We start from the raw sequence: 15183 nt of genomic DNA on the forward strand, positions 1-15183 counted from the left end.
GATAAGAAGGGTAAGCCTCTGAAGCTTACGCTTTCTTATCTCTTAAATAAAAAAAGCCGGATATGATTAGCAGTTGCTTTCTAATCACTTCCAGCCTTGTCGAGCCGCTCCGGTCATTATTGACCGGCGTACTCTCTTTGCCGTAAAGCCTCATACATCAATACCGAAGCAGCCATAGCCGCATTCAACGATTCGGCTTTCCCCGGCATGGGAATCCGGATCGCATCGTCCACAAGTTCGGCAACCTCAGGTGAGACACCGCGCCCTTCGCTTCCGATCACGATCCAGCTTGTCCCTTGAAAATCATACTCGAAGCAGGAGCGATTCCCTTCCAGCATGGTTGTGACCAATCGAGCTCCCCGTTCCCTGGCTTCCGGCAAAATGCTCAGCAGATCACCCTCCAGCACAGATAGATGAAACAAGGATCCCATGGTAGAGCGCAAGGTCTTGGGGTTATACAAATCCGCACAGCCGCGTCCCAGAACCACGCCTGCAGCCCCTACGGCATCTGCGCTTCGTATGATGGTTCCCACGTTCCCCGGGTCCTGAAGACCGTCCAGAACGACAACCAAACCGTTCTCGCGCAGGATCAGATCCTGCCATTGACGTGCTTCTTTGCGAACCACGGCAAACACCTGCTGCGGTGACGGCGTATCACTGACCTTCGAGATGACGGCATGGGATACGCCAATCCATTCGGCGCCTTGTCCAGTATCCGATATATGACGGAGTTCTTGGGGAATCCCCTTCTCCACATCATAAGCAACGCACTCGACGTCCGCTCCGGATGACAGTGCTTCCTGTACGAGATGAATGCCTTCCACCACATACTTGTTCTGCTTGTCTCGATGTTTTTTCTCCTGCAGCTGTGCCCAACCCTTCACTCTGGCATTCTGCGGCGATAGTATCTCCATGGTAATCCATCCGTTCTTTACTTATATACAAAACCGAGTCCAGCTCAACCCAGCATACCGCAAATGGACAGTATTACTTCGGATAAGCAAGCTCCAGCTTCGTTAAGTCATTCTTATGCCCTACAATAACGAGAATATCGCCTTCCTCAATCCGGTCATCCGGACTTGGCGAAATGTTCATGTCCGCATCACTTCGAATCGCCATGACATTGCAGCCGAACCGTGCCCGAATATCCAGCTCTATCAGATTGTGACCGACCAGATCTCCTGTAGCAAGCATCTCCATAATGCTGTAGTCGTCTGACAAATCGATGTAATCCAAAATATTCGGTGACACCAGATGATGGGCAACCCGAAGCCCCATATCCCGCTCAGGGAAAATCACCTTATCTGCACCGATTTTGTTCAGCACTTTTCCGTGCAGCTCATTCTTCGCTTTCACGATAATGGCCGGAACGCCAAGATCCTTCAAGATCAGCGTAGTCAAAATGCTGGATTGAATATCCTCCCCGATCGCCACGACAACCACATCAAAATTCCGTATGCCCAGCGCCCGAAGCGCTTCTTCATCGGTCGAATCCGCCGATACGGCATGCGTGACCATACTCGCGATTTCCTGAATGCGCTGTTCGCTCGCGTCTACGGCTAATACATCAAATCCCATGCTGCTCAATTCCTTGGCAACACTCGTGCCAAAACGCCCCATACCGATTACTGCGTACTGCTTCTTAGCCATTTATATATCCCCCCACGAGCCTAGGTCATCCATAATCATAATGATAATAGTATATCATACTGTCCCGAATACTTGAATGTAACTGCCCTGGAACGGGTACATTACACAATGACCCTTTCATAACAAGGAGGAACATATCATGTCCATATTGTTAGATCTAAGGCAGGCTGTCATTCATAAAGTCCACAATCAGGACGAAGAAGAGCTGCGCTCCATGATCGAGGGTTCCGTTGACGGGCCTGAAGCTGCCCTGCCGGGACTCGGTGTAATGTTTGAAATGATGTGGAAAGACATGAATGCTTCCCAGCAGAACAGCCTTGTCTCTTCCCTGCATGATCATTTGAAAACCGTTACGCCTGGCAAACTTCAAGGATAATCCCATAGTCAACAAAAAGAACAATCCCCTAAGCTGTGAAAGCTGGGGGATTGTTCTTTACATTGCATATTTATAACATCTCTTACGGAGCAGTCTCAAGAAACTGAGCGGTTGGATTCTTGTCGATGGCCGTTCTCATCGCGTACTCATTTTCGAACAAGACAACATAGTTATCCTTCTTGTCCTTGACCAGTGTTGAGTTAATCCGGAACTTGGACGGATCAAGATTGTCATCCACGATCCAGCGAGCGAACTGATACGGCATCCGTTGAAGCATGACATCGACGCCGTATTCTCCCTTCATCCGGTACTCGAAGACTTCGAACTGGAGCTGTCCGACAACCCCGAGAATGGTCTCATCGAAACTCACGGTACGGAATACCTGAATGGTACCCTCTTCCGTCAGCTGATCAATCCCCTTCTGATACTGCTTATGCTTCAGCGCATTCTTCACCGTTACTTTGGCAAAGATTTCTGGTGAGAACGTTGGAAGCTCATCGAATACAACTTCACGTCCTTGACTGAGCGAGTCCCCAATCCGGAAAATGCCCGGGTCAAACAGACCGATAATATCGCCAGGGTATGCCTCCTGCACAATATCTCGATCCTGGGCCAAAAACTGCTGCGGCTGCGCCAGCTTGATTTCCTTGCCTACCCGAACATGCTTCACGCTCATACCGCGTTCGAACTTGCCCGATACGATTCGCAGGAAAGCGATACGATCCCGGTGAGCCGGATTCATATTGGCTTGAATCTTAAATACGTATCCGGAGAACTTCTCTTCAGTGGGTTCCACCAAACCGTCCTTACTATGGCGCGGCTCCGGTTTCGGCGCAAGCTGAAGAAAGTTCTCCAGGAAGGTCTGGACGCCGAAATTATTGATCGCACTTCCGAAGAATACAGGTGTTAACTGACCCTGCATAACTTTCTCCAGATCAAATTGGTCTCCGGCAACATCCAGCAGCTCGAGGTCTTGACATAACTGATCATGCAGGTAATCGCCTGCCATCTCGCGAATGATCGGATCCTCATAGCCCTCAACCTTCTGTACTTTAATCGTGGAATGGTCGTCGCCCTGGAACAATTCAACTTGATTCTTAACCCGGTCGTACACGCCGCACAGGTCACGCCCGGAGCCGATCGGCCAATTCATCGGTACGGAGCGGATGCCGAGAACCTGTTCAAGCTCTTCCATCAGATCAAACGGGCTGCGCCCTTCGCGGTCGAGTTTGTTGATAAAGGTAAAGATCGGAATGCCCCGCTTCGCACACACCTGGAATAATTTAATCGTTTGAGCCTCGACCCCTTTGGCTACGTCAATCAACATGACGGCGCTGTCAGCAGCTGTCAGCGTACGATAGGTATCCTCACTGAAATCTTGGTGACCCGGCGTATCCAATATATTAATTCGATGCCCTAAATAATCAAATTGCATAACAGACGAGGTAACCGAGATTCCCCGCTGCTTCTCGATCTCCATCCAGTCACTCGTTGCATGCTTGCTCGCTTTACGAGCTTTAACCGATCCAGCCAGACGAATGGCGCCCCCGAACAAGAGCAGCTTCTCGGTCAGTGTTGTTTTACCGGCGTCAGGGTGGGAAATAATCGCGAACGTACGGCGCTTATCCACTTCCTGCTGCAGTTCATCTATTAGCTTTGCCATTTCACTTATCCCTTCGTAACTAAAGTCATGTATATCATTGTACCACAATTCATACGCAAATCATCCCCATGCGCCGTGCGCATGAGGATGATTTTTAATACGTAAATTTTAGAAAATGATCTTAGTTTTTCAACCACACCACATTATCCTCGAGCTGACCGTTAACCGGCCACCAGTGGAATCCGTCTTCCTTCAACAGCTCATCTGCCTTGTCAGGTCCCCACGAGCCCGCAGGATACGATTCCAGCTCGCCTTGGTTCTCTCTCCATGCGCTGGCGATACGATCCACGAAGGACCATGCGGAGGCCACTTCGTCCCAGCGTGTAAAGTATGTGGAATCTCCACGAGCAGCGTCATGCAGTAGACGCTCATACGCTTCAGGAGAGTTAATGCCCACGATGCAGCTTTGGCAGAAGTCCATCGCTACAGGAGCGATCTCGGACTCAGATCCCGGCTTTTTGGCATTTATCTTCACGTAAATGCCTTCCATCGGATTCACGCGGATGACAAGCAGGTTAGGCTCCAGGGAATGCTTTTGGCCCAAATATACGTTGGTTGGCATCCGTTTGAACTCAACAACCACCTCGGTTGTCTTAACCGGCAGACGTTTGCCCGTGCGGATATAGAACGGTACACCCGCCCAGCGGAAGTTGTCCACGAATACTCTGGCCGCAAAATAGGTTTCCGTATTGGATTCCGGATTAACCTTGTCCTCTTCACGGTAAGCCGGCAGATCTTTACCGCCCGCTGAACCGCTTGTATACTGACCACGAACTACGTTGTTCTTCACTTCTTCATGTGTGGCATACGGACGCAAGGAACGAAGCACTTTTACCTTCTCGTCGCGGATATCCTCTGCGAGCAGACGGCTAGGCGGTTCCATCGCAATCATGGTTAGCAGCTGCAGCATATGGTTTTGGCCCATGTCCCTTAGTGCACCGGCATGATCATAGTATCCGCCGCGCTCCTCGACACCAACCGTCTCACCAAGCGTGATTTGGATATTGGCGATATGCTTGTTGTTCCACAGCGGCTCAAAGAAAGCATTCGCAAAACGCATAACTTCGATGTTCTGTACCATTTCTTTACCAAGATAATGGTCAATCCGGTAGACCTCTTCTTCCTTGAATACTTTACGGATTTCTTCGTTCAGCTTGGCAGCCGATTCCAGATCGTAGCCGAATGGCTTCTCGATCACAAGACGGTTCCAGCCTTCTCCGTCGAGCATACCGCCCTTCATCAGGTTAAACGATACGCTGCCGAACAATTCCGGTGCAAGTGCAAGATAAAATAAGCGGTTGCCCGGTATATTAAATTTCGTTTCCAGTTGCTCCGTTTGTTCACGAAGCTCACGGAAACCGTCAATATTGTTAATATCTAAAGATTTATATTCAAAATGCTGTGCAAATGCATTCCATTCACTATCCTGTTCCGAACTGTATCGGCAGAATTCCTGAATCGAACGATACACGTCCTCCCGAAACTCTTCCTGGGTGCGCGGACGCCGCGCCACGCCGATTACCGCAAAATCCTCATCCAGTTTTCCTTCACGATAAAGACTGTAGATCGCCGGAAACAACTTACGTCTTGCCAAATCACCAGTCGCTCCAAAGATGAAAAATACAGCTCCCGGTGTCTTCATTGTATCTAGATTTTGATTTTCAGCCATGGCTCCTCATTCTTTCTATGAATTATAGTGTATTTTTATGCATCGGCACTTAACTCGATGTGATGACATTTTAGCATATTCATTTCAAGTATGCTATCTCATTCCGTATTTTTTCATCGGAGTTTCAGAAATCATTTTCAATATTCTATTGTAATGACGGGAAATCCGATCGTTATTCTACTACTTTTCTTCATCGAATCTTCATGCACTGCGATCTGCATATGAATCGGCGTGTCGCCACTCATCACAAAAGCACCAAGTGAAGGAACCTCATAAGAACGGCTTTGTGTTTTGTCATCTGCATAATCTTCAACGGAGCGAAGTAAGATTTTTTGGGCTACGGCCTCTTCTACTTGAGCCATTGTCCCATCAACGCTTGCGGTCTCCGTTGCATACCCTTGAATGGACGCATTCCATGTGTTCGGTATGCCGGCTTGCTTCATCATTTCTTGAATCTGCTGCTGTAGGGCCATCATTTCCCGTGTCTGCCCAGCCGCTTCTCCAACAAGCATGGCTCTGATATAACTATGGCCCTCCTTTGTGAGGGCCCAATCCAGATGCACCGATACACCTGAGAGCAAGCCTTCTGCTTGAAACACTTCATTTCCTTGAAGCCGGGACGTCGTAATTCCGGAGAGCCCCATTGTACGAGCCAGGTGCTCAGCTGCTTTCTTAGCTTGATCCTTAGGAACAGAATTTATCATTTCTCCTTGAATTTTTACCGTGAGCATTGCCGAAGGCTCCATATGTTCTTGCCCGAGCGCTGTCAGAAGCGTTAGATCGCTTTCTGCAGCTACCCCGGCTCCAGTTGTTCCATCGATATCATTTTCTCCCGTTCCACCTGAAGCTGAAGTTGACGCTTCTCTCGTATGCGGAGCTGATTCATTTCGATTGCTTTCCGTTGTTCCTGCAAAACCCGCCATCATACCTGCTGCCCCGCACAGCAACAACATCATCACAATGATCTGTAAACGCATTTTCCGCATGGTCAGTCACGCCTCCCCGTTCGAATCTATCAATCTAGTAAAAAGGATGGCCTCATCTCCGCGGATTTATACCTCGCTTTTTTTAAAACATCCTTCAAACGGGCTGTATGTAAATCTTCCGGCTTCCCTGTTCATAAATAAAAGACTCCCGATCCGGGAGTCTTTAAGCCTGATCTCTCAGTGTTTACATGGATATGTCATACCACAAGCAGCATCATGGACTGTTTTGTACCACGCCTAGCATGTTGGATCTGATTATGTCACGCTCGTCGCATAAAAAAAGAGCTGGCCTTCCTTACTCAGCCAGCCCATTTTTATAAGCGTAGATGGCAGCTTGGGTCCGATCCTCTACCCCCAGCTTGCCTAAAATATTCGTTACATGAAATTTCACGGTTTTGATGCCTATAATCAAATCATCAGCAATATCCTGATTCGACTTGCCCTGCGCCACCAGTCGCAGCACTTCCATTTCCCGGTCCGTAAGGTCGTTATGCGCCGGAGCTTCATTTTGCGGATGCCGGAATCGATTCATCATCTTGGAGGCAACCTGCGACTCCAGCACCGACTGCCCGCGTGCGGCTGCACGTATAGCATCAGCTACTTCAGAAGCACGGGATGTCTTCAATAAATAACTGAACGCACCTGCTTCAATAACCGGATACATCTTCTCATCGTCCAGATAGCTGGTCAGTACAATGACCTTAAGATTCGGAAACTGATTCATCAATTGGCGCGTCGTCTCGATTCCATCCATTCCGTCCATCACCAAGTCCATCAGCACCACATCAGGATGATATTCCTGCGCTAAGCGTATCCCTTCCTCGCCGCTGCCCGCTTCACCAACCACCTCGATGCCGTCCTCTGTACCAAGCACAGCCGCTAAACCGATCCGGACCATCTCATGATCATCCACCAGCAGCACCTTAATCGGCGTTTCCATCTACATCCCCCCGTTTACGTTCATCATTTATGAGTGGCACAACGATCTCAATTCGAGTCCCTTTACCCGGTGCTGTTATGAATTGTACCGAGCCCCCGATCTCCGTCACCCGTTCCTGCATCGTCGATAGACCGTAGGAAGTCTGTTTCTTGTCATCCAATTCAAATCCGATCCCATCGTCCCGCAGCATTACCCGAACAGTATTCTGCCTGCGGTGAATTCGGATGTCCATTTTCTCCGCTTTCGAGTGTCTGAGGGTGTTCGACATGGCCTCCTGGATAATACGGAACAGATGATTTTCGATCCCTTTAAGCAAATGTATGTCATCGTCCATCTCAAACGTAATTTCCATAGGTACTTTAATCCGCAATTCCTTGATCAGATCCTTCAGCCCTTGCTCCAGTGCTTTCCCTTCGAGATAAACAGGCCGCAGATGAAGAAGAAGCGCCCTCATCTCGGACTGGGCCACAGCCGACATTTCCTCAATCAGAGCCACCTGGCGCTGCGCTTTGTCAAAATCCTTATCCAATGTCCTACCCACAGCGGTTGCCGTCATCGAGATGGCAAACAGCTGCTGAGAAACCGCATCATGAAGCTCGCGCGCCAGACGCTGCCTCTCTTCCACAATTGCTGTTACCCTGGCCTGCTCGGCAAGCTGGGCATTGTTCGTTGATAACCGCTGCAGAGAAGATACTTGATCCTCCCAGCGTTTGCTGATCTTCACCAGCTGTTCTCCAAGCCGTCCCACTTCGTCTTCGCCGATGTCCGGCATCACGTCCGTAAGGCTGCCTTTTTCCCAGTTCACCAGTGTTTCCCTTACAAGATCAACTCGTCGTTTTACCCGGTATCCCTGGAAGAAGCCATAGATCGCACCCAGCCCGATCGGCAGCAATACCAGAGTGATGCCGGCTTCGATCCGGTTCTTCCACGTCTCAAATGGTTGAAGATAACCATATGTATATAATAAATATAGGACAACGAGCATGACAACCAATCCCAGAAGGGTCCCCTCACGCATACTTCGGGTAATTATATTTGCTTTCTTTTCCGTTTCCACGGGGCAACCCTCCTGAATGGTTTACACAAGACATACGTTTATTATGTCATTTTTATATTCAAATCTCCGCCTAAATAAGAAACAATAAATTTCACTTTATATTCACTGGCCTCGTAATTGGGTGATATATACCGCACGCGGTTTAATATGCCGGTTTCCTTCCGGTCGTCCATATGAATCGAGCCAAACAGGATCGAGGCTTCGATCTCCACCCCATAATAGTCCGGGATCATCAGATCAATATCCCCCAGCATTCCATGGAACATAAGGACCGTTTGGCGTTCCTCTGGAAGCGCCAGGGACAGATCCACATCCGCTTCTCCAAGTACATGCCACACACTCAGACTGCGCATCACCCATGGAGTCAGATCCCAATCAAAGTTAGACATAAAGTTCTGCTTCTGAACGTACTTTGTCGTGGTATGGGCTCGCTTGGACTTGCCATAAAAAATACCTAGCGATATCAAGCTGATGCCGATAATCAACATGAGATGCTCCAGCAGCAGCAGTACGGCACCTACTCCGAGCAGAATGTATCCCTTCTTCAAATAGCCCTGTCTGATCTGAAGGACACCTGCGAACATGAGTAACAGGGCGACAATGGTGAAGAAACCAAACCATCGGCCGAAAAGCATAATAAAACCCAAGCTGATTAAACCAACTGCTATCCAGCGGTTTCTGTCCATGTCGCACCTCCTTGATGACCAAGATATAAGCTCGGAAAAGCCATAGCAGTGAGACGTTCTCCACTGTATGGCTTTGCCTGTACTATACGACAATCTCATTCGTATAGCATATCATATGAACATGGTGTTCGAATACGGTTTAATCTTATTTTGCTGACTTGTTAAGGAATTACTCGGACTTCGAAGAATTCCCCATTTTGTTTTTCAAAGCTTGCAGCTGCTCATCGACTTTCAATTGCTTCTCAGCATCCACTGGGCTTGTGTATACTGCATTGTTAGGACGGTATGGGGCGCGAAGCACATCAGCTTCTGCTTCCAGTTGCATGATTTTTTCCTCCATGCGGTGGAAGCCCATCGAAGCACTGCCGCTTTCGATCGTATGCAGGCTGCTCACTTGAGACATTTGCTTCTTCGCTTTAGCCATTTGAGCGCGAGCTACAAGCTCATTGCGCTTGTTGCGCATTTTGTAGAACTCGTCTTTCATTTCATGCAGCTGAGCTACAAGTTCTTTCGCTTGAGCCTCGGATTGCAGGTGCAATTCCACGTACTCGGTTTCTTTTTGATCGAAATAGATCTTCTCTTCAAGCAGCTTGCGAGCCACTTCTTCTTGACCATTTTTAAGAGCCAATTCAGCTTGAGCTTCACGTTGTGCCGCCATCTTCACAGCCTCATCGACGCGCTGCTTCATACGACGCTCGTTAGCCATTTGCTTCGCTACTGTTACCTCTGCTTCATGAATTTCTGCCTCCATGTCGCGCAGGTACTGGTTCAACATTACGATTGGATCCTCTACTTTATCCAGCAGTTCATTCACCGATGCTTTCGTCATATCCTTAATTCTTTTAAATACTCCCATGTTATTTATCTCCCTTCTCATAGTTCGAAAGTTTTTTCTTCAATTCTTCGATTTCTTTTTGCATTGCTTTTCTCTCAATATCCTTCATCATCGCATCCAGATCGGAATCCGCAGACGCATTGTTTCTTGTGCCATTGGGACGGTCATATTTGGGGCCAAAACTTCCATGCTCATTAGGATAGCCTTGACGTCCATAAGCATCGTTATAGCTGTTGTAGCCTAGTCCCGGGCCCGGATGATCGTTGTAACGGTATCCGCCACCATGTCTTCCCTGTGGACCATACGGATCGTGATAGTACGGCTCCTTAGGTACTACAAGGGATGCAATCAGATAGATCAACAGCGTTGTACCGCCTGTGAAAAAGATACTGACTACAAATATGATTCTAAGTAGGGTAGATTCGACTCCGAAATGATCGGATATACCGCCGATCAACCCTGTGAACATCTTGTCTCGGGTGGAACGGTACAATCTAGTCATGGTTACTCCTTTCCGCTGTTATTCAGCTTTTGCTTCAGGCGGGCAAGTTCTTTTTCCAATACAGTGGAGACTGTTTCACCAGCCTGATCCATGTATTCCTGCCCCATGCGGCGTAAATCGCGAAGACTTCTGGCTTCCAGTTCCCAGTCGCTGATACGGTCTTCGAGACGATTGAACATCTTCGGTACATCAGGACCGCCGCCATAGGAGCCTGTACGTTCATTCATTTTTTGCTGAAGACGAAGGGTTTCCACTCGGGCAACATAATACTGACGTTTGCTGTATACCGTCTGATATTCCATCCGCAGCTCGCCGAGCTGCTCCTCGATTTCTTTTAACGACTCCAGGCTTGAGGACAACAGGCCTTGATACTGTTCAATCTTTTCCTCATAGATCAGCTTCTCCTGCAATGCCAGCTTGGCAAGATGTTCTTCACCGGCCTTCAGTGCAAGCAGTGCCTGCTCTTCGCGTTTATATCGCATGGTTTCTGCTTGATCCACCTGCTGCTTCAGCTGTCTGGAATGTACTTGACATTGCTGCTGCAGCTTCTCAGCCTCAGCAATGTCCTGTCTGGTTGAATGTAGGAACTGGTCGATCAATCGAACCGGATCCTGGCTCTGCTCGAGCTTTTCATTCAATGTTGCTACGGTTATGTCTCTTATCCGCCGGAAAACACTCATATTCGCTTAGCCCTCCTCATCTATCATGATCTGTTGTTTTTGCATGTTATTTAATGTAGTGGTTTTTATCAATAACGGGGTCTACCATTCTTCAATCGGGACACCCCGTAGATGATCAAGATGATTCCAAGGATCGGACCGATCAGCCAAGACAGTTTACCCATCAACCAGATCACACCGATACCGAGAATAACCCATCCCATCAAGGTGTTACCTCTCCGGATCCCGTAGTATCCCAAAGCGACCATCAGGATTGGAATTACAAGACTGAACAACCATCCAAGCAGAGGACCGAATACTCCCAGGAGAACCAAGATCCCTACACCAATCAACAGGATACTCATTCCATTTCCTTTTGAATTTCTCATTTATACACCGCCTTTCTGTTGTTTGATCGTTGTTTCATTTGTTCAACCTTATGACTCTATTCTAGGTAATTTCGAGTTTCACTAAAACGGCCTGGGGACGGTTTTTGCACCTAGACCTAAGGCGGGGCCTCCTATAGACCTGCGTCCAACCCTGCACTGGATCAATGATTCGATAAGCTGACCTGTGTAGATGAATCCTCCGGTATCCTTGCTTTTGTTTTACCTAATAAAGAGACGTGCTTTCTAATGTTAGTTTAGTTTGATGAGTATAGCTTCAGCTCTAAGGTGATAGTAGTAAAGCCCGTGGAACGGTAGGTTAAGGTAGCGGTAGGATGAAGCATGGGGCCGAATATGAAAATCATGAAGAAGGATACCATAGTAAAGGAAGTGGGATTGATCTAAGGAGGTTGCATCTCAGAAGTTTGCATAGGATTAAGGTGTATTGCTTGCGAGTTATAAAATGAAGTGACATAACACTTAAGCTCATCAAGATTAGCCTTTTATCATGAAGAGTAACGGATCTTCAGCTTAGCTGCTACCGAGAAACGAATATCGATGTAAATGCAACGAAAAAAGGAATGCAGACGTTTATAGTCTACATTCCTTTTGGATGATGCCGGTGAAGGGACTCGAACCCCCACGGTTTCCCTCACGATTTTGAGTCGCGCGCGTCTGCCAATTCCGCCACACCGGCTTACTTTATGGCGTGCCCTAAGAGATTCGAACTCCTGACCTTTTGATTCGTAGTCAAACGCTCTATCCAGCTGAGCTAAGGGCACATAGTTTTGTTATGGAGGCGCCACCCAGATTCGAACTGGGGATAAAGCTTTTGCAGAGCTGTGCCTTACCACTTGGCTATGGCGCCAGAAATAAAAATGGAGCGGACGACGGGAATCGAACCCGCGACCCTCGCCTTGGCAAGGCGATGCTCTACCGCTGAGCCACGTCCGCAAACATAAAAATCAATGGCTGGGGATATAGGATTCGAACCTATGCATGACGGAGTCAAAGTCCGTTGCCTTACCGCTTGGCTAATCCCCAACATTTTTAAAAAAACTATGGGGCGACCGATGGGTCTCGAACCCACGAATGCCGGAACCACAATCCGGTGCGTTAACCCCTTCGCCACGATCGCCATAATGTAATAGTTTTTTTAGAGAATAATCATAATGAAATAATGGGCGACCGATGGGTCTCGAACCCACGAATGCCGGAACCACAATCCGGTGCGTTAACCCCTTCGCCACGATCGCCAAGTTCATTATAAATATTCAATGGCAGGGGCAGCAGGAATTGAACCCACACCAACGGTTTTGGAGACCGTTGTTCTACCTTTAAACTATGCCCCTAAAAACTGGTGGAGGATGATGGATTCGAACCACCGAACTCGAAGAGAGCAGATTTACAGTCTGCCGTGTTTAGCCACTTCACTAATCCTCCAGAATGGTGCCGGCGAGAGGACTTGAACCCCCAACCTACTGATTACAAGTCAGTTGCTCTACCAATTGAGCTACACCGGCATATAAAGTTATAAAACGTACATGGTGGCTCGGGACGGAATCGAACCGCCGACACGAGGATTTTCAGTCCTCTGCTCTACCGACTGAGCTACCGAGCCTTAAAGCTCTTCGCGAACTTTGACGGAACCCAATATCGGATACTCATCTCATCCCAAAGTTATAAATAATGGCGGAACTGACGGGATTCGAACCCGCGATCTCCTGCGTGACAGGCAGGCATGTTAGGCCTCTACACCACAGTTCCATGAGGCATTATCGCTATCGCGATATAAATTGGTTGCGGGGGCAGGATTTGAACCTACGACCTTCGGGTTATGAGCCCGACGAGCTACCGAACTGCTCCACCCCGCGTCATTAAAAGGGTTGCTTGTATGGGGTCCCCGAATAGTAATCGGAATTACTTGCGAAGCATGAGCTTCACTTTTTGGGGATAAATCATGGTGGAGGCTGAGGGGATCGAACCCCCGACCCTCTGCTTGTAAGGCAGATGCTCTCCCAGCTGAGCTAAGCCTCCGTAACAAAGCGACTTTAATCATACCAAAATCTGATATAAGAAGCAAGTGTTTTTCAAAAGAAAGTGGTGACCCGTAGGGGATACTCTCACTTCGTTCTAGACTGCGAAGCCTATACTACCGAAGTTAAGCTCCGACGAACCGACGGGATTCTCATCCCCTGATGCAATAAAGAAAGTGGTGACCCGTAGGGGATTCGAACCCCTGTTACCTCCGTGAAAGGGAGGTGTCTTAACCCCTTGACCAACGGGCCTTGCTTGAAATAATAGTGGCGGAGAGAGAGGGATTCGAACCCTCGAGACGCTTTTGGCGCCTACACGATTTCCAATCGTGCTCCTTCGGCCAACTCGGACACCTCTCCATAAATGGCTCCCCGAACAGGACTCGAACCTGTGACAACTCGATTAACAGTCGAGTGCTCTACCAACTGAGCTATCAGGGAACAATATTTAATTCAAGTGATTGATCACCTGAAAACTAGATACGAAACGAATTTGCAGCACATTGAAATAGTTTTTGGATAAGCCCTCGACCGATTAGTATTGGTCAGCTCCATGCATTGCTGCACTTCCACCTCCAACCTATCTACCTCGTGGTCTTCAAGGGGTCTTACGAATTGGGAAATCTCATCTTGAGGGGGGCTTCACGCTTAGATGCTTTCAGCGCTTATCCCTTCCGTACGTAGCTACCCAGCCATGCTCCTGGCGGAACAACTGGTGCACCAGCGGTACGTCCATCCCGGTCCTCTCGTACTAAGGACAGCTCCTCTCAAATTTCCTACGCCCACGACAGATAGGGACCGAACTGTCTCACGACGTTCTGAACCCAGCTCGCGTACCGCTTTAATGGGCGAACAGCCCAACCCTTGGGACCTACTTCAGCCCCAGGATGCGATGAGCCGACATCGAGGTGCCAAACCTCCCCGTCGATGTGGACTCTTGGGGGAGATAAGCCTGTTATCCCCAGGGTAGCTTTTATCCGTTGAGCGATGGCCCTTCCATGCGGTACCACCGGATCACTAAGCCCGACTTTCGTCCCTGCTCGACTTGTAGGTCTCGCAGTCAAGCTCCCTTATGCCTTTGCACTCTTCGAATGATTTCCAACCATTCTGAGGGAACCTTGGGGCGCCTCCGTTACTCTTTAGGAGGCGACCGCCCCAGTCAAACTGCCCGCCTGACACTGTCCCCGTACCGGATTACGGTACCAGGTTAGAACCTAGATACGATCAGGGTGGTATCCCAACGTCGCCTCCACACAAGCTGGCGCTCATGCTTCAAAGGCTCCCACCTATCCTGTACAGATCGTACCCAAATCCAATATCAAGCTGCAGTAAAGCTCCATGGGGTCTTTCCGTCTTGTCGCGGGTAACCTGCATCTTCACAGGTATTAAAATTTCACCGGATCTCTCGTTGAGACAGCGCCCAAGTCGTTACGCCATTCGTGCGGGTCAGAATTTACCTGACAAGGAATTTCGCTACCTTAGGACCGTTATAGTTACGGCCGCCGTTTACTGGGGCTTCGGTTCACAGCTTCGGGATTACTCCCTAACCGCTCCCCTTAACCTTCCAGCACCGGGCAGGCGTCAGCCCGTATACTTCGCCTTACGGCTTCGCACAGACCTGTGTTTTTGCTAAACAGTCGCTTGGGCCTTTTCACTGCGGCCCCCTCGGGCTATTCACCCTACCGAGGCACCCCTTCTCCCGAAGTTACGGGGTCATTTTGCCGAGTTCCTTAACGAG

At 48.8% G+C, this 15183-nt stretch carries 13 protein-coding genes, 17 tRNA genes and 1 rRNA gene (1 of these 31 running past the window's edge); 1 reads left to right on the forward strand and 30 read right to left on the reverse strand.

The genetic code is table 11. The features are described from left to right. Positions 1-116: 116 nt before the first annotated feature. Both NYE54_RS29110 and NYE54_RS29115 read right to left on the reverse strand, forming a co-directional pair. Positions 117-914: an RNA methyltransferase gene (locus NYE54_RS29110; protein ID WP_339268029.1), complete on the reverse strand. Its 798-nt coding sequence runs from the start codon at positions 912-914 to the stop codon at positions 117-119. A 73-nt stretch (positions 915-987) separates the two neighbouring features. After that, the gene (locus NYE54_RS29115; RefSeq protein ID WP_076324879.1) at positions 988-1650 is read right to left on the reverse strand and encodes a TrkA family potassium uptake protein; all 663 of its coding nucleotides are present in this window, start codon (positions 1648-1650) and stop codon (positions 988-990) included. A 139-nt stretch (positions 1651-1789) separates the two neighbouring features. On the opposite strand from NYE54_RS29115, the gene sspI reads away from it, so the two are divergent. Further along, positions 1790-2026, forward strand: coding sequence for a small acid-soluble spore protein SspI (sspI, locus tag NYE54_RS29120; RefSeq protein ID WP_076324880.1), 237 nt, complete (start codon positions 1790-1792; stop codon positions 2024-2026). 82 nt (positions 2027-2108) lie between these two features. Here sspI and NYE54_RS29125 read toward each other — a convergent pair whose 3' ends face one another. The 28 genes from NYE54_RS29125 to NYE54_RS29260 all read right to left on the reverse strand — a co-directional run. Further along, on the reverse strand, positions 2109-3689 hold the full coding sequence (locus NYE54_RS29125; protein WP_076324881.1) for a peptide chain release factor 3: 1581 nt from the start codon (positions 3687-3689) through the stop codon (positions 2109-2111). A gap of 121 nt (positions 3690-3810) precedes the next feature. Beyond that, the gene (gene zwf / locus NYE54_RS29130; RefSeq protein WP_076324882.1) at positions 3811-5358 is read right to left on the reverse strand and encodes a glucose-6-phosphate dehydrogenase; all 1548 of its coding nucleotides are present in this window, start codon (positions 5356-5358) and stop codon (positions 3811-3813) included. 137 nt (positions 5359-5495) lie between these two features. Further along, on the reverse strand, positions 5496-6344 hold the full coding sequence (locus NYE54_RS29135; protein ID WP_339268032.1) for a YwmB family TATA-box binding protein: 849 nt from the start codon (positions 6342-6344) through the stop codon (positions 5496-5498). Positions 6345-6639: 295 nt separating this feature from the next. After that, the gene (locus NYE54_RS29140) at positions 6640-7284 is read right to left on the reverse strand and encodes a response regulator transcription factor (RefSeq protein WP_006212655.1); all 645 of its coding nucleotides are present in this window, start codon (positions 7282-7284) and stop codon (positions 6640-6642) included. Beyond that, positions 7268-8341 (reverse strand): sensor histidine kinase, encoded by a 1074-nt coding sequence (locus NYE54_RS29145; RefSeq protein ID WP_339268034.1) that lies wholly within the window; start codon positions 8339-8341, stop codon positions 7268-7270. The genes NYE54_RS29140 and NYE54_RS29145 overlap by 17 nt, the downstream gene beginning before the upstream one ends. A 41-nt stretch (positions 8342-8382) precedes the next feature. Next, complete coding sequence (liaF, locus tag NYE54_RS29150; protein WP_339268035.1) at positions 8383-9027, reverse strand: cell wall-active antibiotics response protein LiaF; 645 nt, start codon at positions 9025-9027, stop codon at positions 8383-8385. Positions 9028-9196: 169 nt separating this feature from the next. Further along, entirely contained in the window at positions 9197-9883 is a 687-nt protein-coding gene (locus NYE54_RS29155) for a PspA/IM30 family protein (RefSeq protein WP_076324886.1), read from the reverse strand. A 1-nt stretch (position 9884) separates the two neighbouring features. Then, positions 9885-10364 (reverse strand): PspC domain-containing protein, encoded by a 480-nt coding sequence (locus tag NYE54_RS29160; protein WP_339268037.1) that lies wholly within the window; start codon positions 10362-10364, stop codon positions 9885-9887. Positions 10365-10366: 2 nt separating this feature from the next. After that, positions 10367-11044, reverse strand: a complete 678-nt coding sequence (locus tag NYE54_RS29165) for a PspA/IM30 family protein (protein ID WP_076324888.1) — start codon at positions 11042-11044, stop codon at positions 10367-10369. 68 nt (positions 11045-11112) lie between these two features. After that, positions 11113-11412, reverse strand: coding sequence for a hypothetical protein (locus NYE54_RS29170; protein ID WP_076324889.1), 300 nt, complete (start codon positions 11410-11412; stop codon positions 11113-11115). A 614-nt stretch (positions 11413-12026) separates the two neighbouring features. Continuing rightward, positions 12027-12106, reverse strand: a tRNA-Leu gene (locus tag NYE54_RS29175). Positions 12107-12114: 8 nt separating this feature from the next. After that, positions 12115-12191: transfer RNA gene (locus tag NYE54_RS29180), tRNA-Arg, on the reverse strand. A 12-nt stretch (positions 12192-12203) separates the two neighbouring features. Continuing rightward, positions 12204-12277, reverse strand: a tRNA-Cys gene (locus tag NYE54_RS29185). A gap of 11 nt (positions 12278-12288) precedes the next feature. Continuing rightward, positions 12289-12363, reverse strand: a tRNA-Gly gene (locus NYE54_RS29190). Positions 12364-12378: 15 nt separating this feature from the next. Then, a tRNA-Gln gene (locus NYE54_RS29195) sits at positions 12379-12453 on the reverse strand. An 18-nt stretch (positions 12454-12471) separates the two neighbouring features. Further along, positions 12472-12547, reverse strand: a tRNA-His gene (locus NYE54_RS29200). A gap of 45 nt (positions 12548-12592) precedes the next feature. Further along, positions 12593-12665: transfer RNA gene (locus tag NYE54_RS29205), tRNA-His, on the reverse strand. A 22-nt stretch (positions 12666-12687) separates the two neighbouring features. Next, positions 12688-12761 (reverse strand) — tRNA-Trp (locus NYE54_RS29210). A gap of 6 nt (positions 12762-12767) precedes the next feature. Continuing rightward, a tRNA-Tyr gene (locus NYE54_RS29215) sits at positions 12768-12852 on the reverse strand. Between the two features lie 4 nt (positions 12853-12856). Next, positions 12857-12932 (reverse strand) — tRNA-Thr (locus NYE54_RS29220). A 22-nt stretch (positions 12933-12954) separates the two neighbouring features. Next, positions 12955-13030: transfer RNA gene (locus NYE54_RS29225), tRNA-Phe, on the reverse strand. A 69-nt stretch (positions 13031-13099) separates the two neighbouring features. Continuing rightward, positions 13100-13176: transfer RNA gene (locus NYE54_RS29230), tRNA-Asp, on the reverse strand. A gap of 30 nt (positions 13177-13206) precedes the next feature. Next, a tRNA-Met gene (locus NYE54_RS29235) sits at positions 13207-13283 on the reverse strand. 87 nt (positions 13284-13370) lie between these two features. Next, a tRNA-Val gene (locus tag NYE54_RS29240) sits at positions 13371-13446 on the reverse strand. A gap of 176 nt (positions 13447-13622) precedes the next feature. Beyond that, positions 13623-13697 (reverse strand) — tRNA-Glu (locus NYE54_RS29245). 16 nt (positions 13698-13713) lie between these two features. Continuing rightward, positions 13714-13805: transfer RNA gene (locus NYE54_RS29250), tRNA-Ser, on the reverse strand. Between the two features lie 5 nt (positions 13806-13810). Beyond that, positions 13811-13886 (reverse strand) — tRNA-Asn (locus NYE54_RS29255). Between the two features lie 74 nt (positions 13887-13960). Beyond that, positions 13961-15183 (reverse strand): 23S ribosomal RNA (locus tag NYE54_RS29260) (it continues 1824 nt past the right edge of the window).

This window comes from Paenibacillus sp. FSL K6-1330 (genome assembly GCF_037976825.1).
Lineage (GTDB): Bacteria > Bacillota > Bacilli > Paenibacillales > Paenibacillaceae > Paenibacillus_AQ.

Bases quoted from the DNA above. Each gene is read 5' to 3' on its own strand.
- NYE54_RS29110 (WP_339268029.1), bottom strand. From the start codon at position 914: ATGGAGATACTATCGCCGCAGAATGCCAGAGTGAAGGGTTGGGCACAG.
- NYE54_RS29115 (WP_076324879.1), bottom strand. From the start codon at position 1,650: ATGGCTAAGAAGCAGTACGCAGTAATCGGTATGGGGCGTTTTGGCACG.
- sspI (WP_076324880.1), top strand. From the start codon at position 1,790: ATGTCCATATTGTTAGATCTAAGGCAGGCTGTCATTCATAAAGTCCAC.
- NYE54_RS29125 (WP_076324881.1), bottom strand. From the start codon at position 3,689: ATGGCAAAGCTAATAGATGAACTGCAGCAGGAAGTGGATAAGCGCCGT.
- zwf (WP_076324882.1), bottom strand. From the start codon at position 5,358: ATGGCTGAAAATCAAAATCTAGATACAATGAAGACACCGGGAGCTGTA.
- NYE54_RS29135 (WP_339268032.1), bottom strand. From the start codon at position 6,344: ATGCGGAAAATGCGTTTACAGATCATTGTGATGATGTTGTTGCTGTGC.
- NYE54_RS29140 (WP_006212655.1), bottom strand. From the start codon at position 7,284: ATGGAAACGCCGATTAAGGTGCTGCTGGTGGATGATCATGAGATGGTC.
- liaF (WP_339268035.1), bottom strand. From the start codon at position 9,027: ATGGACAGAAACCGCTGGATAGCAGTTGGTTTAATCAGCTTGGGTTTT.
- NYE54_RS29155 (WP_076324886.1), bottom strand. From the start codon at position 9,883: ATGGGAGTATTTAAAAGAATTAAGGATATGACGAAAGCATCGGTGAAT.
- NYE54_RS29160 (WP_339268037.1), bottom strand. From the start codon at position 10,364: ATGACTAGATTGTACCGTTCCACCCGAGACAAGATGTTCACAGGGTTG.
- NYE54_RS29165 (WP_076324888.1), bottom strand. From the start codon at position 11,044: ATGAGTGTTTTCCGGCGGATAAGAGACATAACCGTAGCAACATTGAAT.
- NYE54_RS29170 (WP_076324889.1), bottom strand. From the start codon at position 11,412: ATGAGAAATTCAAAAGGAAATGGAATGAGTATCCTGTTGATTGGTGTA.